Below are 26,306 nucleotides of genomic sequence, written 5' to 3' on the forward strand. Positions count from 1 at the left end.
TACCTTTCAGACAGATATCCTTACTGAAGAAACCAGACTTGCTGGAGAAATACAAGCAAATCTTGAAGTAATGCTCAAAGGTATTACTGATGCAGATTTTATTGTCAAAATCATAGACGTCTATCCAGATGATATGAAAAATGAGGAGCACACACCAGAACACGTAACTCTAGCTGGATATCAACAACTCGTGCGTGCTGAAACTTTTAGAGGCCGCTTTAGAAATGACTTCTCAAAACCAGAACCGTTTAAAGAAGGAAAGAAAACTGAAGTGAACTTCCCACTACAAGATGTGTTGCATACATTTAAAAAGGGACATCGCATCATGATTCAAATACATAGCACTTGGTTCCCATACATAGACCGCAATCCACAGAAATATGTAGATAACATATTTGAGGCAAGTAAAGGTGACTTCACCACAGGACAGGTGACTATTACTGGAGCAAGCACAGTGCGTGTAGGCGATTATAATGGAATTGAAGAGCAATTACCACAACTAGGTGAATAATGAGAACTGTAAAAGACATTTTTACAGATAATGAAGATTTACTGCAAGAGCCGCCCATCCAGCAACTGGTTAATGAGTATGAACAGGTATGTGATGAATTAATAGATCACAAGCAAGTTAGTGAGTTTTCAAAAGAAAAGGAACTGAAGGAGCTCACACGGCAAATTTTAAATTCTATTAAAATAGAGCTGCAACGTGATGAAAACGCGATACGTTTTCAAGAAACAGATCGCGTGGATTTTAAAACTGCAGTTACAAATTTAAAATCTTACATACACCAGTACTGTAAGGATTATAGTATTTATTTGTAATACCAAAAGGAATAATTAAATAGTCTAAAGATTTTTAATTTAAATTTTAGAGTGTGAGGCAAAAAACACAGGCATAGCATTAGCTACGGTGAGTAATTTTAACGCAGCAATCTGGAATTTAAACAGAAATATTGGACTATTTAATTGTTGTTTTTGGTATAATACCAATTGCTATAAGTAATAAGAGAAAATAAATCAGGTTTATATAAAAAAAGCCCTTTCAATTTGAAAGGGCTTTTGAATACAAAAAAATATGACTTTAATTACTGTACAACTCTTACGTTTACAGCATTCATTCCTTTTTTTCCTTCTTTTTCTTCATACTCAACTTTGTCACCTTCTCTTACCTCATCGATAAGTCCAGTTACGTGTACGAAGCAGTCGTTTTCTGTGCCATCTTCAACGATAAATCCAAATCCTTTAGACTCATTGAAAAATTTTACGGTACCTTGTTTCATTGTAAAAAATATAATAATTAATAGACTACAAAGTTATATGGAATATCTATTCTAAGTGATTAATTATCAGTTTATTTTATTTTTTCAGCATTTACAGGGTTTGTGAGCTTACTTAGGTGCTCCTTTTAAGTAGATATGACTGCCTTTTACTGCGCGATCATACATGATTTTACTGCCTGCAACGGCGACATTTAGACTTTTAGGAGTATTGAACTTTACGAGATGATGTGATCTATGGATCGCCTCATTAGTAAGTCCATGGTCCTCAGCGCCTAATAAATAAACACAGTTACGAGGATGTTTAAAGTTTGCGAGTTCTGTCGCTTTTTCATCAAGCTCTATTCCTATGATCATAGCACCTTTAGGTAAATGAGTATAAAACTCTTCAAAGGTTTTATAGTGGAAATAGGGTATTGCTTTTACAATATCATGAGTGTCACAAGCTTGCTTTGCATAACGATGACCTATGGTAAAAATAAAGCTCGCACCAAAATTTTGTGCACTACGCCATAAAACACCCAGATTTTCTGGAGTTTTCCCGTGCTGAATTCCTATCCCAAAATATCCAGGTTCTAATGGATCTAATTTCATTTTTATAAAGTCTTTTGAGTTGCTTCCAGCAATATCATCGCTAGGCGCAGTTTTCCATAACTGTACCTTTCATTAAAATGTTCAAAAATAGGTTTAAGTGCACCTTCTTTTTGATAGTTATTATACTGGCTCTCTATTTCTTTTAACTCTTCTGGTGTGATTTGTGCTTTTATATCTACATCTTGATGGCTCGCATATCGTTTCCCTAAATGAGCAAGAATAGTATCTGCTTTGAGTTCTCTTATTTGAGCTATTTCATCTATAGTTTTTCCATCCCAGTACATTTGTATACTTTCAAGAACCGTATCTTTTTTAGGGCCTGTTTTTTTCTTTTTAGGCTTAGGAAGTTCTAGTCGATAAACAAAATCACCTTCACGCATCAGTTTAAAACCTTCAGTAAGCTTTAAGAAGCTTGCTCCATAGTTTTCTAGTTTGTGTTTTCCTACTCCAGTGATATCTTCAAACTCATCAGAGGTTAGAGGTATTCTACTCGCTATATCTTTTAAGGTAGTATCACTAAAAACCATGTAAGGAGCTAGATTTTCTTTACTAGCTATTTGGGTTCTCAACTTGCGCAATCCAGCATAGAGCTCTTTGTTAATAGTGCTAGGTAGTGCTTCTTGAGTGGCTTGAGCATTACGGGCAGCAAGTTCCTCAGGTTTAGGGATTACAGCGAGTTGAACCGGTTGTTTTTCAAATAATACCGCATGTGCCTGTGGTGTTAATTTGAGTTTGTTAAATTCATGAAAAGCTATTTCTAGCAATCCTTGATTGATCATTTGAATAATATATTGCTGCCAGTTGCTCCAGGAGATGTCACGTCCAGCACCATAGGTTTTTATACTATTAAAACCACTATCTAAAACTGTAGAGTTTTGTGCGCCGCGCAATACATCGATCAGTAAATTAAGTGATGCGTTTTCCTTCATTCTATAAACGGCACTTAGGGCTTTTTGAGCGATTAAGGTGGCGTTAAAAAAGTCTGGTTTATTCAAGCATACATCGCAATTACCGCAATCTTTTTCTAGATATTCATTAAAATAAGATAAAAGCATGCGACGGCGACAGGTTAGTGCCTCAGCAAACTGTTTCATGCGCTCCAGTTTAGCAATTTGCACCTCGCTGTTACCACTACCTTCAGCAAAATTGCGCAGTTGAATTACATCAGCATAGCTATGGAAAAGAAGCGCTTGAGAATCGATTCCATCACGCCCAGCACGCCCTATTTCTTGATAGTATCCTTCTATGTTTTTAGGCATGTTATAATGAATCACAAACCGCACGTTAGATTTGTCTATTCCCATCCCAAAGGCTATGGTCGCACATACTATTTTTATTTCGTCTTTAATGAATTGTTCTTGTACGCTTTCGCGAAAGCTATGTTCCAATCCAGCATGGTAAGCGGCAACAGAGTATCCCTGACTGGCGAGCTTTTCTGCCAGTTTTTCACAGGATTTCCTACTCAAGCAGTAAATAATACCAGATTCTTCCTTGTACTTTTTAAGAAACTGTCGCACCTGAGCCAGTCTATTATTACCAGGTCGTACTTCTAGTGTCAAGTTAGGCCTGTCAAAGGAAGCTACATATTCCTGTGCATGGGAAATGGTGAGTTGTGCTTTAATATCTGCTCGAGTGGCACGGTCTGCGGTGGCAGTAAGCGCTATCATGCTAGCTTGTGGGAAGGATTTTTTAAGATAAGCCAGTTGCGTGTATGCTGGTCTAAAATCATGTCCCCATGTAGAGATACAGTGCGCCTCATCTACGGCGATAAGGGAAATATCATTAGGTTGTAAGTGGTTTAATAACAGTTGTATGCTCTCTGGTGCGACATAGAGTAGTTTAAGTTTTTTTGCCTTTAAAAGATCCAGCATTTCTTGCTGCTCTGTGCCTACTTGTGAACTGTTAAAATAGGCTGCGGTGATCCCATTTGCTCTAAGCGCATCTACTTGATCTTTCATTAAGGCGATCAGAGGTGAGATGACCAGTGTGATTCCATCCAGTATTAATGATGGTAACTGAAAACACATAGATTTCCCTCCACCAGTAGGCATGACGACCATGAGGTCTTTCTTGCTTAATACGTCGTCTATGATTTGTTCTTGAAGCGGTCTAAAACTATCATAACCGAAATGCTTTTTAAGTAAGTCGTGTTTATTCATCTTAAATTAGTTTGTATGGCGTGTAAATGCTTTAAAGAAGTCAAATTTATTCTATTTTAGTCTTTCATACAATTGAAGCATACCTACCATGAAGATTTTCCTAATGATACTTTCTATGTTTTTTACGGTTTTGAGCCATGCACAGGCTCTAAACGATTATAAATATGTCATCGTTGATAATCAATATGAGTTCCAGAATGTGGCAAATGAATACCGTTTAAATGAAATGATGGTTTTTGAAATTAATAAAAGAGGTCTTGAGGCTTTTACTAACACAAGTGTTTTACCTAAAAACCTAAACGTAGGTACATGTAACGCCCTAGGCTTGAAAGTGATTACTAGTAAGGGCTTGCGTATTAAAATGCTGTTTGAGTTTGTGAATTGTGATGGGGAAACTGTATTCACAACTAAAGAAGGAATAGGACGTACTAAGGATTTTGAAAAGGCTTATCGAGAAGCAGTAAGAGATGCGATGAGCTCTCTGGATGAGTTTAATTATGTTTATAAAAAGCCTGCGGCTATAGAACCTCAAACTATTCTGTCACAACCTATAAATCCAAGTCCTGATGTCCCTGCTCAAGTATTAAGTGGAACACCTAGCCATGCTGGCTCTAAAGAGAAAAAGGATGAACTGAAAGTTGATGTGTCACCAGAACCAGAGTTTGTAGAGCTAGTTATAGATGATACCTACCTTACTCATTCTAAAGAATACAAAATCCAATCTGTAGATCTAGGATTCAATATCTATAAAAACAACAGCCTTATCGGAACTCTTAAAAAGAGTCAATCAGGTTGTTATCTTGTAGTTACAACAGAGTTTATAGGAATAGGGTATGAAAAAGATAGTGATATAATTATAGAATATGATAAAAACGGAACGCAGTTTTTAGTATTCAAAAAGGCTGAATGATCTATAATTCAACTTTTCTAAAAACAGACTTAGCCGTACATTTATAAAGAAATATATAAATTAAACGTGCTTTCCTATCTCAAAACCATGTTTTCCTAAATAGTGCTCGCCACTATCTATAGCATCTTTTTCTAAGGTAGTTCCCATAGAATCATTCCATCTATTTAAGTAGCCAAATAGTGATATCACACCTAGCATTTCTACAATCTCACCTTCATTCCAGTGCTGGTGTAATCTGGTTTCAATTTCTTCATTTACAGTATTAGGAACTTGACTTGCCGCTAGAGAGAAATCTAGAGCTGCTCGTTCAGCATCACTAAAAGCTGTATGTGTGCGGTAATCCCAAATATTATCGAGCTGTTCTTGATTTGCACCATAACGCTCTGCAGCTCTTATAGCATGCGCTTGACAGTATCTACATCCTGTTGCATTACTAGAAACCCAAGCAATCATTCTTTTAAGTGCGCTCGTGACTCGACCTTCATTTGCCATAACGGCTTTATTTAAGTTGATAAAAGCTTTAGAAATGGCTGGTCTGTGCTGCATGGTTAGTACAGAATTAGGACAAAAACCTAGAGTTTCATTAAAAAAGGCAGCAAGATCTGCTGTTTCTGGATCGTGAGAGGCATCTAGTGGTCTGATTAACGGCATGTATTTTCTTTAGAATAAAAATATACAATTTTAAGCGTACTCTTTTATTCAATCTTACTTCCTTTTAATAAATTTGATCACTGAGTTATTAAGTTGTTGAATTATTTGTTATGAAAGAGAAGATACTAAATCCTTTACGGTTCATGGTTTTATTATGTATAACCATAGGGAATGCGCAAAACAGCGTTTCATTTGAACAGCAACACAGTTATTATATCAATGGAGGATCTTTAATTTATGGAAATAATATTTTAAGTAAACACGAGGAGAAACCATTTCATACCGCAAATGGAATCAATGATAATACTAAAATGACTTATGTAGACATAGATAAGGATCCGACCACTTTTTCTTCTAGTGCGGTACAAATAGATGTTCCTGAAAATTCTACCATTATTAATGCTACTTTATACTGGGCAGGTACTTATCCTGGAGCAACTGGTAAAAAGAAAAGAAAAGGGAAAAAGCTTGATTATGTAATCGTAGATGAGGTAGATCAAGATATCTCAAAAGTGAGGATTAAAATAAATAAAGGTGAATATAGAGATGTTTCTGGACAAGTAATTTTTAATGCCTCAAACGCTACTGATGAAGTATTGATTTCTAATAAACCCTATGTCTGTAAAGCCGATGTTACGGAACTCATGGCTAGTGATGCACTCCTGGATAAGGTAACCGTTGCAAATGTGCCAGCTGCTTTAGGATACATAAATGGTGGTAGTACCGCAGGCTGGTTACTTTTTATAGCTTATGAAAATCCTAATAGTCTTCCTCATTTTATTACCTTATATGATGGTTTTGAATTTGTAAAAGACCAGAAGGTTGCTATAAGTATTAAGGACTTTAAGTCTGCACAAGTTAATGATGTGTCTTCAAGAATTACTATAGCTGCAATGGATGGCGATAGCCCACTTAAAAGAGATAATGTGCAAATTTATAATCCTAAATCTAGAAAAAGCGCCTTTCTATCTTCTAGCACAAGATCTCAAACTAATTTCTTTAACAGCAGCATAGATGAAAATAAAGAAGCAAAGGAGAAAAGATTTCCATACAGTAGAAATACCTTAGGTTTTGATATTGCACAGGTAAATGTTACAGATAAAAAAGGACTTGTGCTACCTAAGAATACAGAGAATATTGAAATACAATATGCCACTAAGGCCGATAGTTTTTATGTGTTCTTTACGGCTTTTCAAACGCAAATTGATCAAGAGTTTTTAGAGCAAAAGGATCGGGAGAAAAACGCTCAATTAGTCGTGAAACCTGTAGTGGATCGACCTGTTAATGTTTCTCAAGTCACCACTGAAACACCTCAAGTAGATGAACTGAACCCAAAAGTTGAAAAAGCCGTTCAAAAAGATATAGTAAATGAAACTCCTGTAAAACAGCCTGCCGTTAAAGAAGAAGTTGTGGTTAAAGAAAATACTGAAAAGGTATCTGAAAATAAAGTGGTAACATTTGAAGAGACTGACACATCTTCTATCAGGTATTACATTATAACAAATGTGTTTTCTAATAGCGATAATGCTATTAAATGGATGCAGGTACTAGAACGTGAGGGGTTTTATCCAGACTCCTTCATTCATCCTGAGAACGGTTTAGAATATGTCTTTATCGCTTCTAGCGAAAGTGCGTTTTTGCTTAGAGACGCATTAGATAAAGCTAGAGAAAATCCCTTGCTTAAAAAGGCATGGGTTAAAAAAATGGAGTAATATTGCTCTATGCGCTGGACCTTAAAACCATCACCTGATTTAAAAAAACAAGAGCAACTGGCTCAAGAACTCGGTATAGACCCTTTTCTTGCTGGGTTACTCGTGCAGCGTGGTATAGACGCTTTTGCGAAAGCGAAGTCCTTTTTCAGACCTGATTTAAATGAACTACATGATCCATTCTTAATGAAAGATATGGACCTGGCTGTAAAACGTATCCAAGAAGCGATAGGAAATAATGAAAATATCCTTGTTTATGGTGATTATGATGTGGACGGCACGACCAGCGTGGCACTCATGTCTACCTTTTTGCTTAGTTTTTATGACCGTGTAGCGACTTATATTCCAGATCGTTATGAAGAAGGTTATGGAGTGAGCTTTCAAGGAATAGACTTTGCTGCTGATAATGATTTCTCGCTCATCATAGCCCTAGATTGTGGTGTTAAAGCGATTGATAAAGTAGATTATGCAGCTCAAAAAAACATAGATTTTATTATTTGTGATCATCACAGACCTGGGAAACATTTACCAGCGGCTGTCGCGGTACTTGATCCTAAACGTCCAGATTGTGATTATCCTTTTGACGAGTTATGTGGTTGTGGTGTAGGGTTTAAATTATGTCAAGCACTGGTAGAGGTAAATGATTGGGATTTTGAAATACTGATTCCATATCTAGACCTGGTCGCAACAGCCATAGGTGCAGACATAGTTCCTATCATAGGCGAAAATAGAATTCTAGCTTACCACGGTTTAAACGTTATAAATACCAGTCCGCGTGCTGGTTTTAAGGCCATTATTCATCAATTAAAGAAAGATGTCCTTACCATTACTGATGTAGTTTTTATTATCGCTCCACGCATTAACGCCGCTGGTAGAATGAAACACGCCTTACACGCGGTAGAATTAATGGTTACTGAGGATTTTGAAGAGGCACAACGTATAGCTATAGAAATAGAAGCTTTTAACGCAGATCGCCGTGAGGCAGATTCTTCTATAACCATGGAAGCTAAGGAGTTAATCGTTGCTAGTAAAGAAGAGGATCGCTTTACAACTGTTGTATATCATGAAAGCTGGCACAAAGGCGTGATAGGAATTGTAGCCTCTCGATTAATAGAAGCCTATTATAGACCTACTTTAGTATTTACTAAAAGTGGTGATTATCTAGCAGCCAGTGCGCGCAGTGTTTCTGGATTTGATGTGTATAATGCGCTCGAGCAATGTTCAGAATTTATAGAGCAATTTGGCGGTCATAAATATGCAGCTGGTTTAACTATAAAACCAGAGAATTATGAAAAATTAAAAAACAGATTTGAAGAAGTAGTTTGCGCAACCATTGAAAACCAGCACTTGACACCAGAGATTAAGATAGATGCTGTTTTACCTCTTGAGGCTATTACACCTAAGTTTTACCGCATTTTAAAGCAAATGGCGCCTTATGGTCCGGGAAATATGCGACCGGTTTTTATGACTGAAAAAGTACTCGATACCGGTTATGGAAAATGTGTAGGTAAAACCGAAGACCACCTTAAAATAAAAGTGGTAAAAAAGCAAAAAGATCGCAATGGTATAGACGCCATAGGTTTTAATCTAGGGAGTAAAAGTGAACTCGTAAAGGAAGGTAATCCATTTGATATAGCCTATACCGTTAATGAAAATGAATGGAATGGAAATGTGAGTTTACAACTTGTATTAAAAGATTTAAAAGACTAAAATTCTATAATTTGTTTTAAATCATCTAGTCGCAATGGTTTTACATGCAAACTAAGAACTGCTTTTGTGTTTTGGAACCTTTTTATGTCTTGAGCATCATACTGTTCACTACTCATGTGAAACTTAAGACTTTTATTCAGTTTTGACATTTGTGACACAAGGCTCCAGCCATCTACAGCTTTTGTTTTATTTTCTGTAATTATATGAATAGAGCTATTTGAATCTAGGCCTTTTAGGGTGTTTAGTTGATCTATAGCTTCCTCATTATTAGAGAAAATGAAAACATCATTAGACAACTCATTAATTTCTAACATAGTTTTTAAGACATAACAATCTATAGGGTTATCGTCGATGATCCAGATTTGTGGTGGTAACATAAGACTATCTTTAGAAGAGATAAATCTCATATTATTATGATTGGTTTAATAAATAACAGTTTGAAAACGAATTTAATACGTTTAAAAGATGATTTTCTCGATAAAATGATGGGAAAACGAGCCTTTAATTTTAGGATAAGCTCATGTTATGAATTTTAGGTATTAGAATTTTACTAATTTAAAATCTTCTCCATCAAACACACCATAGGTATAATCACTGATCCAGTCACCTAAATTGAAATAAGTAGATTGCTCATTTAGTTTTATTTCCATGGGCATGTGCCTGTGGCCAAAAATAAAAAAGTCATAGTGCTCTTGCTCCAGTTTACGTTTTGCATATTGAGCCAGCCACTCGTTTTCTTCACCTAAGAATTTAGCATCTTCCTCACCTGAAATAAGCTTGTTTTTAACAGATAAGTACCTGGCGATTCCTATTCCTATATCGGGATGTAGCCATTTAAAACACCACTGAAAGAAAGGACTTGTAAAAACCTTCTTCATGCGTTTATATCCTTTATCTCCAGGACCTTTTCCATCGCCATGGCCTATAAAGAATTTTTTATCATTGAACTCAAATGTTTGAGGTTTATGAAAAACGGGAATACCGAGCTCTTCTTCAAAGTAACCAAACATCCACAAGTCATGGTTCCCTACAAAAAAATAAATAGGAATACCGCTATCGGCGATCTCAGCAAGTTTGCCTAGAACGCGCACTTGGTTTTTAGGTACGACATGTTTGTACTCAAACCAGAAATCAAATAAATCTCCCAGTAAAAAAATAGCTGCCGCGTCTTTCTTTACGGTATCTAGCCAGTCTAGAAATTTACGTTCTCTAGGCTTGCTTAACTCCTGGGTAGGAGCACCTAAATGATTATCGCTTGAAAAATAGACCTTCTTGCCTTGTGGAATTTGCATGTGGACAAAGATAGTATTCTTAACAGTATTAAACATCTTGAACTAACAGCCTCTTAACTTCTTCTTATATTTACTAGGTTTGCCGGTGCTTGTTAAATTTACTTTCATAGATTTTTATGATGAAAATGATCAGCCTAGAGGAGGAACGTTTACTACATATGCTGTAAGCTCACAAATCAAACTTTAAATGGATCGCAACGCTTATCTATCTTATTAAGAAACCTTGTAAATATTGAAAAATCTAACTCATGAGAACTATTGCTATAGGAGACATACATGGAGGTTTTAAAGCCCTAAAACAACTCATTGAAAAAATAAAACTAAGAGATGACGACCAGCTCATTTTTCTAGGTGATTATATAGATGGCTGGTCAGAAAGTTATGAGGTTATCGATTTTCTAATTTCGCTTTCGCGAAAGCGTCTTGAAAACAACCTCACTGCACCCATTTATCTAAGAGGTAACCACGATGAGCTTTTCCTCAATTATTTAACTACCAAAGAACAAAACGATATGTGGTTGTTCCATGGAGGACAAAGCACTATCAATAGTTATAAAAACAGGTCTGAAGCAGAATTTCAAAAACACTTAGATTTCTTTAAAAACGGTTTAAGGAATTACCATATCGATAATAATAACAACGGTTTTTTTCATGCAGGATTTCACAATCTTAAAGGTCCAGAATACGAGTATTATGATAACATGCCATACTGGGACCGTACATTATGGGAACTTGCACTATGTCTAGACCCAAATTTAACTCCAGATAACGATCGGTATCCTAATAGATTAAAACTGTATAAAGAGATATTTATAGGTCACACACCTACATCGCGATTAGGGAAACATGAGCCTATTAATGCAGTAAACGTTTGGAATATCGATACCGCAGCAGCTTATAGAGGACCACTTACCGCTATATGTGTAGAGACTAAAGAAATCTGGCAAAGCGATCCAGTTCATACCTTTTATCCTCAGGAGAATGGGCGGAATTAGTATTGGGTTATTTTCAAATATACTTTTTTGCGCAAGCAAAATCTTCCAAAAATTCATTAACTTGATACCAACTTTAAAAGCAAATTTCCATGAGTCTATTTAATAAAATAAAAGAGAAATTAAGTCACGAGTTTATAGACATAGTCGAGTGGCTGGATTATACAGATGATACCATTGCACACCGTTTTGAAAGGTACCAGAACGAGATTAAAAACGGCGCAAAACTCATCGTACGTGAAGGACAAACGGCCGTTTTTATTAACGAAGGACAACTCGCAGATGTTTTTACTCCAGGAACCTATGACTTAACGACTCAAAACTTACCCATTCTTTCAACCCTTAAAGGCTGGAAATATGGTTTTAATTCGCCTTTTAAGGCTGAGGTTTATTTTGTAAACACACACTTATTTACTGATGAAAAATGGGGTACTAAAAACCCGATTACCTTAAATGATGATCGTTTTGGGCTGGTAGAAATAAGAGCTTTTGGTACTTACGCATTTAAAATAGCAGATCCTGGAAAGTTCATCATAGACATCGTAGGAACTGATAATAATTTCACCAACTTTGAGATTAACGAGCATCTTAAAAGTCTTATCGCTACACGTTTTACAGATACGGTAGGAGAGGCAAATTTACCTATTGAACTCTATGCAGCAAACACTACAGAGCTGTCAGAAACCTGTCAAGAGGTGATGCAACCAGAATTTATGGGCGTGGGAATCTCGCTGGAGCGTTTCTATATAGAAAACGTATCGATGCCCGAGGAACTTAAAAAAGAAATTTTTGAGTATAGCCGTATTGATAAGTTAGACTTAGATAAGCTTACTAAATTTAAAACCGCCAAAGCCATAGAAGCAGCTGCCTTAAATGAAGGTGGAACCGCTGGTGCTGGAATGGGAATGGGAATGGGATTTGTCCTGGCACAACAAATGGGTGGAATGATGTCCCCACAAATGGGTGGACAGCAGGCCATGCAACAACAACAAGCAGCAGGAGCTATGCCACCACCTATGCCACAAGCGGTTCAGTATTATTATGCATTAAACGGCACGCAAGCTGGACCAGTAGGTTTTGCGCAGTTACAGTCCTTATTTGCCAGTCGTTCTATTAACAAAGAAACTCTAGTGTGGAAAGCTGGTATGGATGGCTGGAAAGCTTTAAAAGATGTAGAAGAATTAAAAGGGTTTTTAGGAAGTAATACGCCGCCACCGCTACCATAATTTTCAATTCTGAATCTGCGTAGCAGATTATCAATTTTTTAATTACCGATTTCTAGTACTTTTCATTAATTTTTAATTGGTAATTAAGAATATGCTTTGAGCAACAAAGCGAGAATAGGCAATTTATTGAAACTAAAAATCCGTTGGAGGAAATAACAAATTCTGAACGTAAAAAATCCTGTGTCAATTGTGGCGCAGAGCTTACCTATGAACCTGGTACAGATTTAATCACCTGTGATTACTGCGGCTATAAAGAGGAGATTGAACAAAGCGAGCAATCCTTTGAAGAACTAGAACTGCATAAGTATCTGGATAAAATGGGTGCGCAGTCTCATTCTATGGAGATCTCTATGCTCCACTGTAAAAATTGCGGTGCAAACCAGCATGTGGAAGAAAGTTATAAATCATTGCATTGTGTCTATTGTACCATGCCTTTAATTATAGAGGATAGCTATCAGGAAGATTGGATCTTGCCTGGTGCTGTGCTACCTTTTCAGCTGGACCAGAAAAAGGCACATCAGGTTTTTAAAAAATGGGTAGATGGATTATGGTGGGCACCTAATAATTTACAGCGCGCCACGATAAGCCCTGAATATACTAAAGGGCTTTATGTTCCTTACTGGACCTTTGACGCACAGCTCGTTGCTGACTATACTGGACAGCGCGGTGATTACTATTATGTAAATAAAACGGTAGGAACTGGTAAAAATAGAAGAACCGTAAGAGAACGGAGAACAGACTGGTCACCAGCATCAGGTACTATTAAAGGTTTTGTAGATGACACCTTAGTAAAGGCGACTCAACAGCATGGCAGTCAGATACCGCAAGCTGTGAGCCACTGGAATTTGAAAGAGTTGAAGAATTTTGATACTAAATATCTTGCGGGATATGTTACAGAAAAATACACCATCACATTGAAAGATGGTCACATCGCTGCAAATAAAAAGGCAGAAGAAATCGCTCAAAACTGGATAAGGCGTGATATAGGTGGTGACACACAGCGTATCTCTTCTATGGATATGCGACTTTCACAAGAAACTTTTAAGCACATTTTGCTACCCGTTTACATTAGTTCTTATTCTTTTAAAGGGTCTAAATATAATTTTTATGTGAATGGGCAAACTGGTGCGATTCATGGCAGCCGTCCCTATTCATTTTGGAAAATCTTCTTAGCGATTCTTTCAGGAATCCTTTTGATAGTCTTAATTACTTATCTGTCTCAGTTTATGGGTTAGGTAGTATACGCTTTCGCGAAAGCATATACAAAAGGCCATCTATTTCCAGTACATTTAAAATGAGTATAATACCAAATTGAATTTATAATACCTTGATAAAGCGTTTAAGTTTATCATTTTTCCTCGTCAAATGATGATCTAACGTTGTTTACACATATTTATAATTGCGCTCTACAACACGGTAAATTATTTTAAGAAAAGTAATGTGTTATTAAATTGAAAAAAGGTTAATACTGCTATAAGCGGTATTAACCTTTTTTTTATTTTAAGAGAACGAAGAGGTTCTCTAAAGCATTTTTATGACTTATTCTTTTATGAATTTATAAGTTTTACCATTCTCTAATTTTAAGAAGTAAACACCATCAGTGAAGTTTTCCACATCTATAGATTCATTTTGAGAAATCGTTCCTTCTATAACTTGAGCGCCTAATACATTATAAACACTAAAGTTTACAGCCTCATTTAATCCAGTGATTTGAATCATGTCTGAAGTAGGATTAGGGTAAAGTTTTAATTCATTTAAAGCATTTATATCATCATGAGATAAAGTAGATTGTATGTTAATATCATCTAGCCATAAGTTGTTACCATATCCTGACGTTCCTCTAAAGCGTAAAATAAGATCATTAGTGTTATCATAAGCACTTAAGTCTACGTTATTACTTCTCCAATCACCTGCCACTGATGGTATATATTGAGTAGTTGATGGCGTTAATGTTGATAGAGTAGATCCTGACTGGTCAAATACAGACGTCCAAGTAACTCCACAATCTGTTGAAACAGAAACTTCTAACCTGTCGTTTTCATTAGTGTATTGACGATAAGCGTGACTAAAAGTTAGGCTAGAACCTGTTCCTAGGTTAATCTTTTGCATGATAAAATCCATCACGCCACCTGCAGAAACATTATAGAATCTGTAATTTAAACTACGGTTAGAAGCAGCAAAACCACCTATTGCACCTAAGTTAAAGGCAGGTCCATCTACAACTGCAAAATTTGAAATAGGTTCATCAGAACTAAAAAGTCCAGTTGATATGTCTTGAGTATAACCAGAACTAGGTAATAATTGTCCATTTTCCATTCCTTCTAGAATTGGCGCATTAGTTCCATTTACATTCAATCTTTGTACAACTCTATCTGCTATGGCTACTGCCGCTGGACTAGACCAGTCCTGACCACCATTCACAGAAATGATTTGGGAGCTTATAGTATTAGCACCGCCAGAAAGTGTTGCCATAGGAAAACTTATAGTAGCTGTTTGCCCATTAGTTAAGTTACCTGAATATGTTTGTTGAACTGGGGTACCACCGTTTAAGGAGTACTCAGCTACCACAGATGTTACTGCTGTTGCAGCATCGTTATTAGTAAAATCTATAGCAGGTGTAAAGTTATAATCACAGAAATCATTACTTACAGTTGAAGCATCTGCGGTACTTACAGAGATTATTCCTGGAACTGGTGCCTTGTCAGATTTACCTGCTTGGAGTATGGCTTTGGTACCGTTATTTTGTATATAAACTGCAAATGTAACTTCCGTTTTATCTCTAATGTAAGAAGGAAGATTACTTATGGTAAAGCTAAAGTTAGTCGTGGAGTTTGCGGCAATACTACCTAGTGCAGCACCGCTAGTAGCATTAGGAGCACCAGTTGAAGCGTTATACATTTGACGCATTACATATTCAAAAGAGGTCTCTCCATTTGATCCAGGAGCGGTAGGATAAACTACTTGGTTTTCTACCATAGTAACATAAATTTTGTCTGCAGTAGATATAGCACTACCAGTAACGTTTTCTACATCTATATTTACATTTACTGTACTTGGGTCTGCCCAAGTATGTGTTACCGTAATGTCATAAGGAGTCGTGTTTGCAAACGCAGAAGCTAAGGAGGAACTAGTAACAACAGTATTAGGTGATCCTGGCATACCTCCATTTAAGCTAGTTTGTGGGACTGCGGTTATATTATAATAATTTCTTCTGTCATTAGGTCCTGCTGGAAATGCAGCGTTCATAGGGTCTACTCCAGGCCATGATGTTTGATGTGATACACGCACGTAGTTTGCAGTTCCAAAGGCATCCATAGTCGCTTTAAGCGCTGGGTTTTGGCTAGCACATGGTCCACAAGATGCTTGAGTAAAGTGCTCAACAAGTGGTATTTGAGGTACCTGAGCAAATAAAGAGGTCATTCCAGCAAAAGCAAGAATGGTTAGTAAAGTTGTTTTCATAATGAAAAGATTAATAATTAAAGGGTTGATTTAAAAACGGTTATTGCTTAGCATACTACTGCTTGATTATTTTAACAACAGTTTTTTGGTTTTGGTCATTTAAGAAATGCACTAGATAAATTTGTGATGTAAGATTAGATACGTCTATTCTTTGGTCATTTGTTATAGAAGTTACTTGTTTTACAATTCTTCCTGTAAGATCATAAAAAGTAGCTGTTACATTTTCATCAACTGAAACATTAAGTTCGTCAGAAACGATAGTAGGATATACATTCAAGCTAGGAATTTCAGAGTTCTCCATGCTTAAAGTCCCTAAGTAATTGTAATTCATGCTTATAGGGGTTCCTATTTCGTTGTCATTTGCATCATAAGCTTGGAATCTAAAAGTCCAGCTCATAGGGCTAACTGTTCCTGCCGGATATTTGTTCCAAAAATAATTTCCCACGCTGTTAGTGGTTCCTACTGGAATTACCGCAGCTTGGCTTGGGTATGCTGTATTTAAGGAAATACTATTGAGACACACGCTTGCAAAACATAGTTGCAAATCTGATCCGTTATTGTTAACCATTTGGTCCACAACTATTCTAACATTGATATCTTGATTAGAGGTGTTAGTGACTTCAAACTGCCAGTTACAAGGGTCGTTATAGCCACAACCAGATTCTGTAAAATCAAAGGTCTGACCATCTGTAATAGCGGTGTTAGTTCTTTTAAAAATAACATCAAACTGTGCCTGAGAAAAGTAAGATGTTAGAATGAGTGCAATAAGGAGTAATTTTTTTTTCATAAGGCTTTTATTTTGTTTATTGTTCTTTTCAGGATTTATTTAGGTAGTATTCAGTAAAATAAAGCGTTAAATATAGACTTTAAAGTTTGTTAATACAAGAGCTGAAATCTAAATTTGACTTTTTATACTTTTAATTTTATGCTCTAATGGTTTAAAGCTGAGGAGTACATTGATTATGGAAACTAACTGAGTTAACGTTTGTCTTATAAGCCGTTCAGCTTTTATGCGTGCTAGGACGGCTTTGGTTTTCTTGATTAAAAGAAATTTTTAAATCTTTCTAGAATAACTGATAAGTCTATTAATAAAATCGAGAGTACACCACCTACGATTACTATTTTAAGAATAAAGTGAATAAGTAAATACTCGCGTTTACGTCTGGAGCTCCATAATAGCGGTAAACAAACTAATAGTGCGCCAGCCATAATGGCAAAATAATAACGCATATAACCGATGTCAAAGTACAAGAGCAAAGCGCCAATAGGAATAATAGTTAAGAATGTTAGAATAGTATAAAATCGTTTACTTGCTTTTTCTCCTAATACAACAGGAATAGTACGGTAGTTTTGAGCTAAGTCACCTCTTAAGTTTTCTAAATCTTTTATAAGCTCACGCATGGCAAGAATTAAAAACAAGAAACTACCATGAACAAATATGACCAGATACAAATTGCGATAGTACATAAATAACACAAAGAAAGGTGTGATAGCGAGCAGTGCAGCGGTAAGGTTACCGGCAATTAATACCCGTTTAATTTTATGCGAGTAAAACCACATGAGAAAAATATAAGCAGCAAAAAATAGCCCTGCACGCCACGATACGATCAGTCCAAGTAGAAAAGCAATCGTATTTACCGTAAAATAAACCGTCCATAAGGTAGAACGACTGACTTGATTTTCAAGTAAGGTTTTCTGTGGTCTATTGATGAGGTCTTTCTCGCGGTCATAGAAATTATTAATTATATATCCACCAGCTATGGCAGCAGCACTAGCGAGAATAATCAACCATAACTTGTAATCAAAGAAAATCTCTTTTACAGATAGCTCTGGAGCGATGATAAACACAGCAGCAAGTAATTGCGCGACAGCAATAGTACTGATATTATATAAACGCACGGTAGAAAATAAGCTCAGCGCTTTTATGACTAGTGTTTTTATACTGGCCTTAGTACTCATAGAATATGCTTGCTCTTGATTCACCCGACTAAGTTAAGCAGTTTCTGTTTTTAAAATGATAATGTGATGTGAAATTGTGACTACTACACTTTTAAGGTCATGTCATTCCGCGCTCGATGTGGAACCTGCTGTTGAAACCATATAGAATTTGATGAAGTTTCCCTCGAGGGAAATACCGATAGGTAAAGGGTGTTTTTGCAAAATGTTTTGACTACGACGATCATTTAGGTTATACTTACAAACACCCATCTCCTGTCTTCCTTCAAGGGAAAACGGTGCTTTATTTATAAAGCAAAAATCCCCATCACAACTGTGATGGGGATTTTAAAATATCATTAAAGTGTTTTTAAAAATTATAAACCACTTCTAGTTTATAATCTTTAAGAGATTGTTCTGCTTTGTCTAGGTCTTCTGTAAATCCTAAAATATAGCCACCACCGCCAGAGCCACAAAGCTTTAAATAGTAATCACCAGTATCCAGTCCTTTTTTCCATAAATCATGGAATTGTGCTGGAATCATAGGTTTAAAATTGTCGAGTACCACGTGCGATAATTTCTTTACGTTACTAAAAAGTCCTTTCACATCACCACTTAAGAAATCCTCCACACACATATCTGTGTATTTCACAAACTTATCCTTCAACATACTACGGAAACCTTCTTGCTTCATATTTTCCATAAAGATGTTTACCATAGGAGCCGTTTCTCCTACAATGCCACTATCTAGTAAAAAGACAGCGCCTTTTCCAGTGGTAGATTGTGAAGGAATGCCAGCTGGCTCAATATCTTCTTTACTGTTAATAAGAATAGGTAAGCTCAGATAAGAATTTAAAGGATCAAGACCCGAACTCTTCCCATGGAAAAAGCTCTCTATTTTACCAAAAATATCTTTAAGAACTAACAACTTCTCACGAGTTAAATTCTCAAGAACCGTAATTTTTTCAATGGCATATTTGTCATAGATAGATGCCACAAGAGCACCGCTACTTCCTACACCATATCCTTGCGGGATACTGGAGTCAAAAAACATTCCTGCGGTAACATCACTCTTTAAAGTAGCAATGTCAAAACGTGGAAAATCTTGATCATCTTGCATCAACTGCTCGATATGAGAAGTCAACCTAGATAAGTTGTTGTTGGATTTAATTTGATCTTCGGTAGGATTCTCGCTTATTTGCAGCGCACCTTTATAGAAATTATAAGGAATAGAAAGACCTTTAGAATCTTTAATAATTCCATACTCACCGAAGAGTAAAATCTTTGAATAAAAAAGTGGTCCTTTCATAGCGTTAAAGTTAGCACTTTTTTGCACCTGTGCCTACTTGATCACAAATATAATGACCATTTTGGCAATATTGCGCTAATTTGTTGTTAATCAATCCTTGCACGGTGTCTTTATTTTCCAGTGGATACAGCATGTGTACGTTTGCACCAGCGTCTAGTGTAAAACACACGGGAATTTTAGTTTCTTTTCTAAACGCCCATATTTCCTCTATAATCGACAGCGTTTTAGGTTTCATTAGTATGAAATAAGGATGAGAGGTCATCATCATGGCGTGCAATGTGAGCGCTTCACTTTCTGTAATTTTTATAAAGGTTTCAAGGTCGCCTTCCTGTAAAGCTATCTTGAGCATGGAAAGGTTCTCGTGAGCTTGTGAGAATCTCGCTTTCGCGAAAGCGTGTCCATTCATCAACTCGTGTCCTACAGTAGAACTTACTACCTTTTCACCTTTATCTACCAGTAAAATGGTGTCCTGAAAATCTTGAAAAACAGGATGTAAATAATCGCTTTTATCTACACCAAAATACTGTGAGCTGCCATCTGCCTGATCATGCGTTCCCCAAACTACAGCACTACCTTTTAAACTACGGCAGGCACTTCCAGAACCTAATCTAGCTAAAAAAGATGCCTTGTGAAAATCTATTTCTTGCCCAGTAAGCTGGCTCTCAAAATCCATCATACAAGCAGATAATGCCGCCATACTACTGGCACTACTAGCAATTCCCGAACTGTGCGGAAACGTATTGTGCGTATCTATTTTAAAATTATACTGTGCAATCCAAGGACAGTAATCTGCAATACGCTTAAAATAGGCTTCAATTTTTGGAGCAAACTCAGGTTTAGGTTCACCATCATAAGAAATACTGAAACCATGTGCGTCTTTTGTAGCAGTAATGGTAGTTAGAGTATGACAAGAATCTAATGTCAGACTTATAGAAGGATTTGCAGGCAGTTGCATGCCGTATTTTCCCCAATATTTAACAAGCGCAATATTTGAAGGCGCTTGCCATTTAGTAGATAAATGATCCTGTAAAGTAATCTCGCTCGTTAACTTAAACTGATGTTCCAATAGCCTTGAATTAAGCGACAAAGGTAATTATTTAAGAGGATTTAGTCTGGTGATTTTAAGAATATGAATTTCCGCACTTGATGCGGGATCTAAAAAGCTTCTTTCAGATTCCTGGTAATTTGTTCTCACAAATTTCTGGGAGAGGAAAGGTTGGCAAAATGAAGCGTTGCGCAGTTTTGGTGGGAAATGTTGATAAACAGAAGACTTTTTTAGCCTAATAGAATTCTTAACGGTCTAATTGACATTGGGAAATTTGTTTTAAAAATGAGCAATGTTGTTTAAAAAAGAACGTCTGTTTATAGTCTGAAAATCGAAATACCTATTTAAAAAAATGGTTTGCTCATAAACCTCCATCCCAACTTTTCTCTAAAGGAAGGAGCTTGTTCAGAGAACAAAAACATCTTTACATTTTAAATGTAGAGGTCTCCTTTGAAGGAGATTTAGAGGATGTAGGCGACTGGAATTATCCAAAAGTGTTTTTTATCTTAACCCAATGAATTTTTAAAATATTGATAAAGCTTTAATCGGTCGCTAATGGTTTTAAATTAAATACTAATTTTAAATCCAAATGAGAAACCACAATATAATTCCATACACAAAAGAAGCCAGAGAATGGTCAAGGCAGCTTAGGAATTCCATGACCAGAAGTGAGAAGATCTTTTGGTATATGGTTAAGGGTTCTAAGTTAGGAGTTGTTGTTAGAAGACAACTACCTATGTTAGATTATGTGGTTGATTTCTATATTAAAGATAAAGAAATAGGACTAGCTATTGAAATAGATGGTAGTTCTCATGATAATAATTTTCTTGAAGATGCTAAAAGACAACAGCGAATTGAAGATTTGGGCGTTAAATTTATAAGATTTACAAATGAGCAGGTTCAACATCAACCAGATAAAGTAATTGAAGAAATACAAAGCCTCATTATTGAGATGAAAGATAAAACTAAATAGTTTTTTCAATGCGTTTCCCTTGAGGGAAATGCCGAAAGTCAAAGGGTGTTTGCGATGTTGTTAAAATTGTATTTTCTAACAGCGAACACCCAACTCCTGTCTTCCCTCAAGGGAAGATGATACTTTACGTTTTCCAAACTTTGTACTAATTTAGCAAAAGCCTTTCCCTTGAGATCAAGGGAAAACCGATACTTTCGCTTGCGGAATATCAAAAGGGTTTGACACACGAAAGTTTTTCATACTAACAACTGCTCAAAAAATCCACCTATTTCTCTTTCACGATCCACAAAATGAATTTCTAAAATCCATTCTCTTTTGGCTCCATTTCCATCAGGATCAAAGAGATCTTTTGAATTCTCAGGATGGATGTAGTTGAGCTTGTTTTCACTTTCTAGATTTTCATGCGGGAAATGACCGATCAAATGACCGGCAATAGGTCCACCATATTCCCAGCCGTAGTCTTTTGCTTTGTGAACGCAATAATTATAGAATTGCGCACCAGTTAATTCAGTTTGAGAGAAGAAATAATCTCTACATTCTTGCCAGGCCGTTTCTATATCTTGTTGAAGTTTAATTTTTAATGGGTCAGTACCTATGACATACGTGCGTCCATAGTCTGCTTCCCATTCTTCTAGAATAGGTCCAAAATCTAAGAACACAATATCATCTTCCTGCACCACTAAATCTGGCGGATTCTCATCATAGGGATGCAAGGTGTTTGCTCCAGCACGTACAATGCGTTTGTGCCAGTACTTTTTAATCCCAAAAAGCTCATCTGCTAATTTAAAAACGTCCGTGTTTATTTCTTTTTCTGTTTTTCCAGCCGCAATGATGTTCCTGTTTTCAATTTCTTGAAACAGTTGTGCTGCTTTAGCCTCGGCAGCGATGAGGTTTTTAAGGGTTTGATTCATTTTCACTAACTACTAACCATTCCTCTCAACTCCTCAAAGTCTAATCCACCGTAATTACCGCTGCTCATCATTAAAACTGCGGTGTTATTAAAATCTTGACTAAAAAGCCATTCTTTAAAATCGGCTGGATCAGTTTTTATGATCAGGTCGTCTCTGTCAAAGGCCTCAAAAATCTGTTCTTGACTAATAGGCTCTAGTTTTTTAATCTGCACCGCATGTGGGCTGTAAAAAACCACAACTACATCGGCAGCATCTAGTGTGTTTTTGTATTGTTCTAGAAACTCTGGATTGAGACTGGAATAGGTATGTAGTTCAAGGCAGGCTATAAGTTTGCGCTCGCTATATTGATGATGCACAGCTCTAGTCGTAGCTTCTACTTTACTAGGTGAATGAGCAAAATCTTTATAAATCACACAGCTTTTATTTTCGGCAACTTTTTCTAAACGCTTGGAGGCACCTTTAAAGGTAGCAATCGCTTCATAAAAATCATCTTCATCTATACCCATGTGCTGGCAAATCCATTTTGCACCAGCGAGATTAGATAAATTATGCTTGCCAAAAACTTCTATAGGCATATCACCTTCAGGAGTTTCTAGATAAGTTGTGCCATTAATAATACTGTGTTGTGGTATCGTGTAAGCGTGTTTTCGAGTTGGTTTTGTGGCAGCCTCAGCGATTTGTTTCACAGCAGGATCATCTTCATTGTAAACAAGAATACTTCCATCACGCATGCACTCTACAAAGGTTTCAAACTGACTCAAATAATTCTCCCAAGTAGGGAATACATTAATATGATCCCATGCTATTCCTGATATTAAAGCAATGTTAGGCTGGTATAAATGAAATTTAGGTCTGCGGTCTATAGGACTGGATAAATATTCATCACCTTCCAGTATCATAAATTCGTTATCATCTGTAAGTTGCACCATGGTATGAAAACCTTCTAACTGTGCACCGACCATATAATCTACCTCGCGGTCATGGTAATGCATGACGTGTAAGATCATGGAAGTAATAGTGGTTTTGCCATGAGAGCCACCTATTACGACACGTGTTTTGTTTTTAGACTGTTCATAAAGATATTCAGGATAAGAATAAATCTTTAGGTCTAGTTCTTGAGCTTTTAAAAGTTCTGGGTTGTCAGCTTTAGCATGCATTCCTAGTATTACTGCATCTATGTCAGTCGTAATTTGTTCTGGTTGCCAGCCCATTTCTGCGGGAAGTAAACCATACTTTTCCAGTCTGGATTTACTAGGTTCAAAAATAGTATCATCGCTACCAGTGACTTGATATCCTTTATGATGTAATGCAAGAGCGAGATTGTGCATGGCGCTGCCGCCTATCGCGATAAAATGTACGCGCATAATTTAAAAGCTTTATAAGATGTAAAGCTAGTAATAAAAGAATGGAATGTCTAGGAATTACTGTACTTAGTAATACTAATCGCCTACTAAATCATAATTCTCTTTAAGCATACCTATTTCTTCTAATAAGCTAGGGTCTTTATGTGTAGCATATGCTTCTTGTAAGAGAACGAGTGCTTTAAGGTATTCTCTAGTTTTATGCTCATACAGTGATATGAGTTTTCTATATGTAGTTAGTGAACCACCTACTTCTATAGCTTTTTTATAAAATTTTTCGGCATCGCGGTATTCTTTATCATGCTCAGCAATAAAACCATGAGCTAGATAACCATCTACAGGAGATATTTTTTGCAACTGGTCTGCATACTGTCGACTGCTTTTATAAGAACCACCTACTATGGCAGGTAGCTCGCAGTACAATTGAACCAGTGCCCACCGTGTTTCAATATGGTTTGCGTCCAGATTTGCCGCTTCTTTGAGGTGGTGTTTAATGTCGTCCAGGTAACCTAACGCGTCTAGTTTAGAAACGTTTTTTGCATGTAAACCTAGCGTGCCACCATAGAGAAAATGAGCATCGGCGTTTGATTGATCTAAATCAAGTAACATTTTATAATATGGAAAAGCGGTTTTATATCTTTTTGCATAGGACTCTATGTCGCCCAGGCGTCTTAATATTTTAGGGTCTTTTTGATTTTCTTGCAGTAGTGCTTTGAATAAAGGCTTAGCCTCTTCATACTTTTTAATCTTGTATAAGGATTCCGCTTTTGCAAAAGCGTCCTGACCATAACCCATTGCACTACAAAGCGCTATTAAGATAAAAAGTATTTTTTTCATGCTCTAAAAATATCAAAAAGCGCGCCAATCCACTTTAATGAGTTGTTAAATTAAGTGGTTAGTTTTTATTTAAGAGTAGGTTAGGGTTTACCCCTTGAATATGCTCCTTATAATATCGTAGCAATCGAGTATTACTGATATCTTTCATGCCCATTATGTTTTGGGTTCTTAAAAAGTTAAGGAAGTCATTTTCTGATAAGTATTCTTGAAGGAGTTTTTGCGCAAGCGGTGCATAGCTATAATGCCATGGTTCGTAATGGAAACCAGTACGATTTTCGTTAAGTGTATAGACCAGTTCAAAACCATATTTAGGAGCATTTAGTTCCATCCATTCTTTCATATTACAAAAAGGACCTTCTCCATGAAATTTATGAGGAACTAGTACGTCACCAGTAAAAGATGCGCTCTGGTCTATGATGTCTATATCTGTGCCCCAGTGATGGCGGCTTGTTCCTGGTACGGTAGAGTATTCTACAATCTTATCAAAAATTTCATCAGGTGATAATCCTTGTGTTTGGTATTTCTTGTATTTACGATTCCAGATCTGGCGCTGTCTTGTAAAACTGCGGTAACCAGACACTATTTTAAGGTCTATTCCATCTTTAAGAGCGGCAGTGTGCATTTTATTAAAAGCGCTTTGGGTGGAAGGATCGAGTAGGTTTTTAGGGTTGCTGTCTTTTCCCGTGAGTTGATCAGTGCTGGGCTGACTCACTGTTATAGCGGTAGTTAAAAGAAAAAAACAAAGTAAGATTTTCATAATAATTTATACATTTTATAATGGGTTCCTATAGGAGTTATTTCAAATGCTCCACTCGCTTTGTGGTATCCCATTTTCTCATAAAAAGGTATAGCAATAGCACGTGCGTTAAACCATAAGGCTTTAACGCCTTTATTCATAAATAGTTGCTCAGCATGTAATAGTAGTTTTTTACCCAGTTGTTTTCCTTGCATATCTTGTAGAACAGCCATTCCTCTTAATTGATAACATTGCTCTTTTTTAAGTGAAGTTAATGGTTCTACCGTTGGGTCTTGGTGCTGTAAATAACTAGCAACAGCAGTAATAGTACCGTTTATAAAAACACCTAAATGCACTGTAGTGTCTAGCTCATCACCATTAAAATAACACTCTTCTATAGGTCTTCCAGCTCTTAAAATAGGATGTCTAACGGGATAAGTCTCTAAGGCGCTTATACTACGTATTTCTATATTCATCTCTTGTGATTTTATAACATCGTGCAGGTTCTTTTCCTTCCCATAAAAAACGATGATCTAGCTTCATGTTAAGTTTTAAAGCCACACGTTGTGATCCTATATTATGTTCATGTACATGAGCAACGACCGCGTCTAGTTCGTGATCTTCAAAACCATGTTGCAGGACACGTTTAGTAGATTCTGTTGCATAACCTTTACCCCAGTATTTTTTCATGAGTCTATAGCCTGTATCTACAAAATTTTCTTCGGGATGATATTTAAGTCCAGACCAGCCTATAAAAGCATGGTCTTCCTTTCTTATTACCGCAAGTCTACCCATCTGGTATTTTATAAACTGACTGTCTGGCTTATGAATGTAATCTATGGCAAATTTGCGTGCCTCTTCTATACTTTTAAAAGGGACATCACCAGTATAACGCATAACTTCTTCATCACTGTTTAGTTCAAATAAAAAAGGGGCATCATCCTCTTGAAAAGGTCTCAAAAGCAATCGTTCTGTTTCAAATTTAAGTGTCATAGGCTGGTGTTGCTTTATTCAGGTTTTCTATAACTTATTACTTCAGCAAATGTATAAAGCTCAATGATTTTTAGTTGTTCTGCTTTCGCGAAAGCGGAACTAATACCGACTAGTTTGCCTCCTAAACCATTTCCTACCATACTGTGATCTGTCTTCTTGTAGTCTATGGTCTTGATATCTTTTTCTTAGGTATAGGTGAGTTTTTTAATGGTGTGATCCTCTTTTTT

27 protein-coding genes are annotated in these 26,306 nt (G+C 36.5%); 9 read left to right on the forward strand and 18 right to left on the reverse strand.

The annotated features are described in order from the left end of the window. Together ACTF48_RS06900 and ACTF48_RS06905 are read left to right on the forward strand one after the other, a co-directional pair. On the forward strand, positions 1 to 511 hold a 511-nt coding region (locus ACTF48_RS06900), incomplete at its 5' end, for a CocE/NonD family hydrolase C-terminal non-catalytic domain-containing protein (RefSeq protein ID WP_438962419.1). Next, positions 511 to 822 carry a hypothetical protein gene (locus ACTF48_RS06905; protein WP_438962420.1) on the forward strand — a complete coding sequence of 104 codons (312 nt, stop codon included), beginning with the start codon at positions 511 to 513 and terminating at the stop codon, positions 820 to 822. The genes ACTF48_RS06900 and ACTF48_RS06905, both read left to right, overlap by 1 nt. A gap of 263 nt (positions 823 to 1,085) precedes the next feature. Here ACTF48_RS06905 and ACTF48_RS06910 read toward each other — a convergent pair whose 3' ends face one another. The 3 genes from ACTF48_RS06910 to recQ all read right to left on the reverse strand — a co-directional run bounded on the left by ACTF48_RS06910 (position 1,086) and on the right by recQ (position 4,030). Continuing rightward, complete coding sequence (locus ACTF48_RS06910; RefSeq protein WP_438962421.1) at positions 1,086 to 1,280, reverse strand: cold-shock protein; 195 nt, start codon at positions 1,278 to 1,280, stop codon at positions 1,086 to 1,088. Positions 1,281 to 1,388: 108 nt separating this feature from the next. Next, the gene (locus tag ACTF48_RS06915; protein WP_438962422.1) at positions 1,389 to 1,871 is read right to left on the reverse strand and encodes an RNA methyltransferase; all 483 of its coding nucleotides are present in this window, start codon (positions 1,869 to 1,871) and stop codon (positions 1,389 to 1,391) included. 2 nt (positions 1,872 to 1,873) lie between these two features. Then, positions 1,874 to 4,030 carry a DNA helicase RecQ gene (gene recQ, locus ACTF48_RS06920; RefSeq protein ID WP_438962423.1) on the reverse strand — a complete coding sequence of 719 codons (2,157 nt, stop codon included), beginning with the start codon at positions 4,028 to 4,030 and terminating at the stop codon, positions 1,874 to 1,876. Between the two features lie 88 nt (positions 4,031 to 4,118). On the opposite strand from recQ, the gene ACTF48_RS06925 reads away from it, so the two are divergent. Then, positions 4,119 to 4,940, forward strand: a complete 822-nt coding sequence (locus tag ACTF48_RS06925) for a hypothetical protein (protein WP_438962424.1) — start codon at positions 4,119 to 4,121, stop codon at positions 4,938 to 4,940. 60 nt (positions 4,941 to 5,000) lie between these two features. On the opposite strand, the gene ACTF48_RS06930 is transcribed toward ACTF48_RS06925, so the two are convergent. Further along, a complete protein-coding gene (locus ACTF48_RS06930; RefSeq protein WP_438962425.1) occupies positions 5,001 to 5,591 on the reverse strand; it encodes a carboxymuconolactone decarboxylase family protein in 591 nt (196 codons plus the stop codon). A 143-nt stretch (positions 5,592 to 5,734) separates the two neighbouring features. On the opposite strand from ACTF48_RS06930, the gene ACTF48_RS06935 reads away from it, so the two are divergent. Both ACTF48_RS06935 and recJ read left to right on the forward strand, forming a co-directional pair. After that, entirely contained in the window at positions 5,735 to 7,303 is a 1,569-nt protein-coding gene (locus ACTF48_RS06935; RefSeq protein ID WP_438962426.1) for a hypothetical protein, read from the forward strand. 9 nt (positions 7,304 to 7,312) lie between these two features. Then, positions 7,313 to 9,010, forward strand: a complete 1,698-nt coding sequence (recJ, locus tag ACTF48_RS06940) for a single-stranded-DNA-specific exonuclease RecJ (RefSeq protein WP_438962427.1) — start codon at positions 7,313 to 7,315, stop codon at positions 9,008 to 9,010. On the opposite strand, the gene ACTF48_RS06945 is transcribed toward recJ, so the two are convergent. Beyond that, positions 9,007 to 9,417: a response regulator gene (locus ACTF48_RS06945; RefSeq protein WP_438962428.1), complete on the reverse strand. Its 411-nt coding sequence runs from the start codon at positions 9,415 to 9,417 to the stop codon at positions 9,007 to 9,009. The two genes, recJ and ACTF48_RS06945, sit on opposite strands and share 4 nt — an antisense overlap. A 132-nt stretch (positions 9,418 to 9,549) precedes the next feature. Beyond that, positions 9,550 to 10,302 (reverse strand): UDP-2,3-diacylglucosamine diphosphatase, encoded by a 753-nt coding sequence (locus ACTF48_RS06950; protein ID WP_438962429.1) that lies wholly within the window; start codon positions 10,300 to 10,302, stop codon positions 9,550 to 9,552. A gap of 248 nt (positions 10,303 to 10,550) precedes the next feature. Between ACTF48_RS06950 and ACTF48_RS06955 the strand changes: the two genes are divergently transcribed. The 3 genes from ACTF48_RS06955 to ACTF48_RS06965 all read left to right on the forward strand — a co-directional run bounded on the left by ACTF48_RS06955 (position 10,551) and on the right by ACTF48_RS06965 (position 13,755). Continuing rightward, a complete protein-coding gene (locus ACTF48_RS06955; RefSeq protein ID WP_438962430.1) occupies positions 10,551 to 11,297 on the forward strand; it encodes a metallophosphoesterase family protein in 747 nt (248 codons plus the stop codon). An 89-nt stretch (positions 11,298 to 11,386) separates the two neighbouring features. Then, positions 11,387 to 12,520 (forward strand): SPFH domain-containing protein, encoded by a 1,134-nt coding sequence (locus ACTF48_RS06960; RefSeq protein WP_438962431.1) that lies wholly within the window; start codon positions 11,387 to 11,389, stop codon positions 12,518 to 12,520. 143 nt (positions 12,521 to 12,663) lie between these two features. After that, positions 12,664 to 13,755, forward strand: coding sequence for a DNA helicase PriA (locus ACTF48_RS06965; RefSeq protein ID WP_438962432.1), 1,092 nt, complete (start codon positions 12,664 to 12,666; stop codon positions 13,753 to 13,755). Between the two features lie 304 nt (positions 13,756 to 14,059). Here ACTF48_RS06965 and ACTF48_RS06970 read toward each other — a convergent pair whose 3' ends face one another. From ACTF48_RS06970 to ACTF48_RS06990, 5 genes are all read right to left on the reverse strand, one after another. Beyond that, a complete protein-coding gene (locus ACTF48_RS06970; protein ID WP_438962433.1) occupies positions 14,060 to 15,979 on the reverse strand; it encodes a T9SS type A sorting domain-containing protein in 1,920 nt (639 codons plus the stop codon). Positions 15,980 to 16,034: 55 nt separating this feature from the next. Beyond that, positions 16,035 to 16,766, reverse strand: coding sequence for a T9SS type A sorting domain-containing protein (locus tag ACTF48_RS06975; protein WP_438962434.1), 732 nt, complete (start codon positions 16,764 to 16,766; stop codon positions 16,035 to 16,037). Positions 16,767 to 17,020: 254 nt separating this feature from the next. After that, a complete protein-coding gene (locus ACTF48_RS06980) occupies positions 17,021 to 17,962 on the reverse strand; it encodes a geranylgeranylglycerol-phosphate geranylgeranyltransferase (RefSeq protein WP_438962435.1) in 942 nt (313 codons plus the stop codon). Between the two features lie 322 nt (positions 17,963 to 18,284). Then, complete coding sequence (locus tag ACTF48_RS06985) at positions 18,285 to 19,223, reverse strand: mevalonate kinase family protein (RefSeq protein ID WP_438962436.1); 939 nt, start codon at positions 19,221 to 19,223, stop codon at positions 18,285 to 18,287. A 10-nt stretch (positions 19,224 to 19,233) separates the two neighbouring features. Then, positions 19,234 to 20,289 (reverse strand): diphosphomevalonate/mevalonate 3,5-bisphosphate decarboxylase family protein, encoded by a 1,056-nt coding sequence (locus tag ACTF48_RS06990; protein ID WP_438962437.1) that lies wholly within the window; start codon positions 20,287 to 20,289, stop codon positions 19,234 to 19,236. Positions 20,290 to 20,857: 568 nt separating this feature from the next. On the opposite strand from ACTF48_RS06990, the gene ACTF48_RS06995 reads away from it, so the two are divergent. After that, positions 20,858 to 21,241, forward strand: coding sequence for an endonuclease domain-containing protein (locus tag ACTF48_RS06995; protein WP_438962438.1), 384 nt, complete (start codon positions 20,858 to 20,860; stop codon positions 21,239 to 21,241). A 236-nt stretch (positions 21,242 to 21,477) separates the two neighbouring features. On the opposite strand, the gene ACTF48_RS07000 is transcribed toward ACTF48_RS06995, so the two are convergent. The 7 genes from ACTF48_RS07000 to ACTF48_RS07030 all read right to left on the reverse strand — a co-directional run bounded on the left by ACTF48_RS07000 (position 21,478) and on the right by ACTF48_RS07030 (position 26,219). Next, the gene (locus ACTF48_RS07000) at positions 21,478 to 22,152 is read right to left on the reverse strand and encodes a M24 family metallopeptidase (protein WP_438962439.1); all 675 of its coding nucleotides are present in this window, start codon (positions 22,150 to 22,152) and stop codon (positions 21,478 to 21,480) included. A 5-nt stretch (positions 22,153 to 22,157) separates the two neighbouring features. After that, positions 22,158 to 23,516, reverse strand: coding sequence for a UDP-N-acetylmuramate--L-alanine ligase (locus tag ACTF48_RS07005; protein ID WP_438962440.1), 1,359 nt, complete (start codon positions 23,514 to 23,516; stop codon positions 22,158 to 22,160). A gap of 75 nt (positions 23,517 to 23,591) precedes the next feature. Further along, positions 23,592 to 24,350, reverse strand: coding sequence for a tetratricopeptide repeat protein (locus tag ACTF48_RS07010; RefSeq protein ID WP_438962441.1), 759 nt, complete (start codon positions 24,348 to 24,350; stop codon positions 23,592 to 23,594). A gap of 58 nt (positions 24,351 to 24,408) precedes the next feature. Then, positions 24,409 to 25,107, reverse strand: coding sequence for a M15 family metallopeptidase (locus ACTF48_RS07015; RefSeq protein WP_438962442.1), 699 nt, complete (start codon positions 25,105 to 25,107; stop codon positions 24,409 to 24,411). Next, positions 25,104 to 25,562: a GNAT family N-acetyltransferase gene (locus ACTF48_RS07020; RefSeq protein ID WP_438962443.1), complete on the reverse strand. Its 459-nt coding sequence runs from the start codon at positions 25,560 to 25,562 to the stop codon at positions 25,104 to 25,106. Before ACTF48_RS07020 ends, ACTF48_RS07015 begins: the two co-directional genes overlap by 4 nt. After that, complete coding sequence (locus ACTF48_RS07025) at positions 25,543 to 26,079, reverse strand: GNAT family N-acetyltransferase (RefSeq protein ID WP_438962444.1); 537 nt, start codon at positions 26,077 to 26,079, stop codon at positions 25,543 to 25,545. The genes ACTF48_RS07020 and ACTF48_RS07025 overlap by 20 nt, the downstream gene beginning before the upstream one ends. Before the next feature lie 14 nt (positions 26,080 to 26,093). Next, positions 26,094 to 26,219, reverse strand: coding sequence for a hypothetical protein (locus tag ACTF48_RS07030; RefSeq protein WP_438962445.1), 126 nt, complete (start codon positions 26,217 to 26,219; stop codon positions 26,094 to 26,096). Between the last annotated feature and the right edge of the window lie 87 nt (positions 26,220 to 26,306).

It is taken from the genome of Nonlabens sp. (assembly GCF_965660805.1).
In the GTDB taxonomy this organism is placed as follows: Bacteria; Bacteroidota; Bacteroidia; order Flavobacteriales; family Flavobacteriaceae; genus Nonlabens.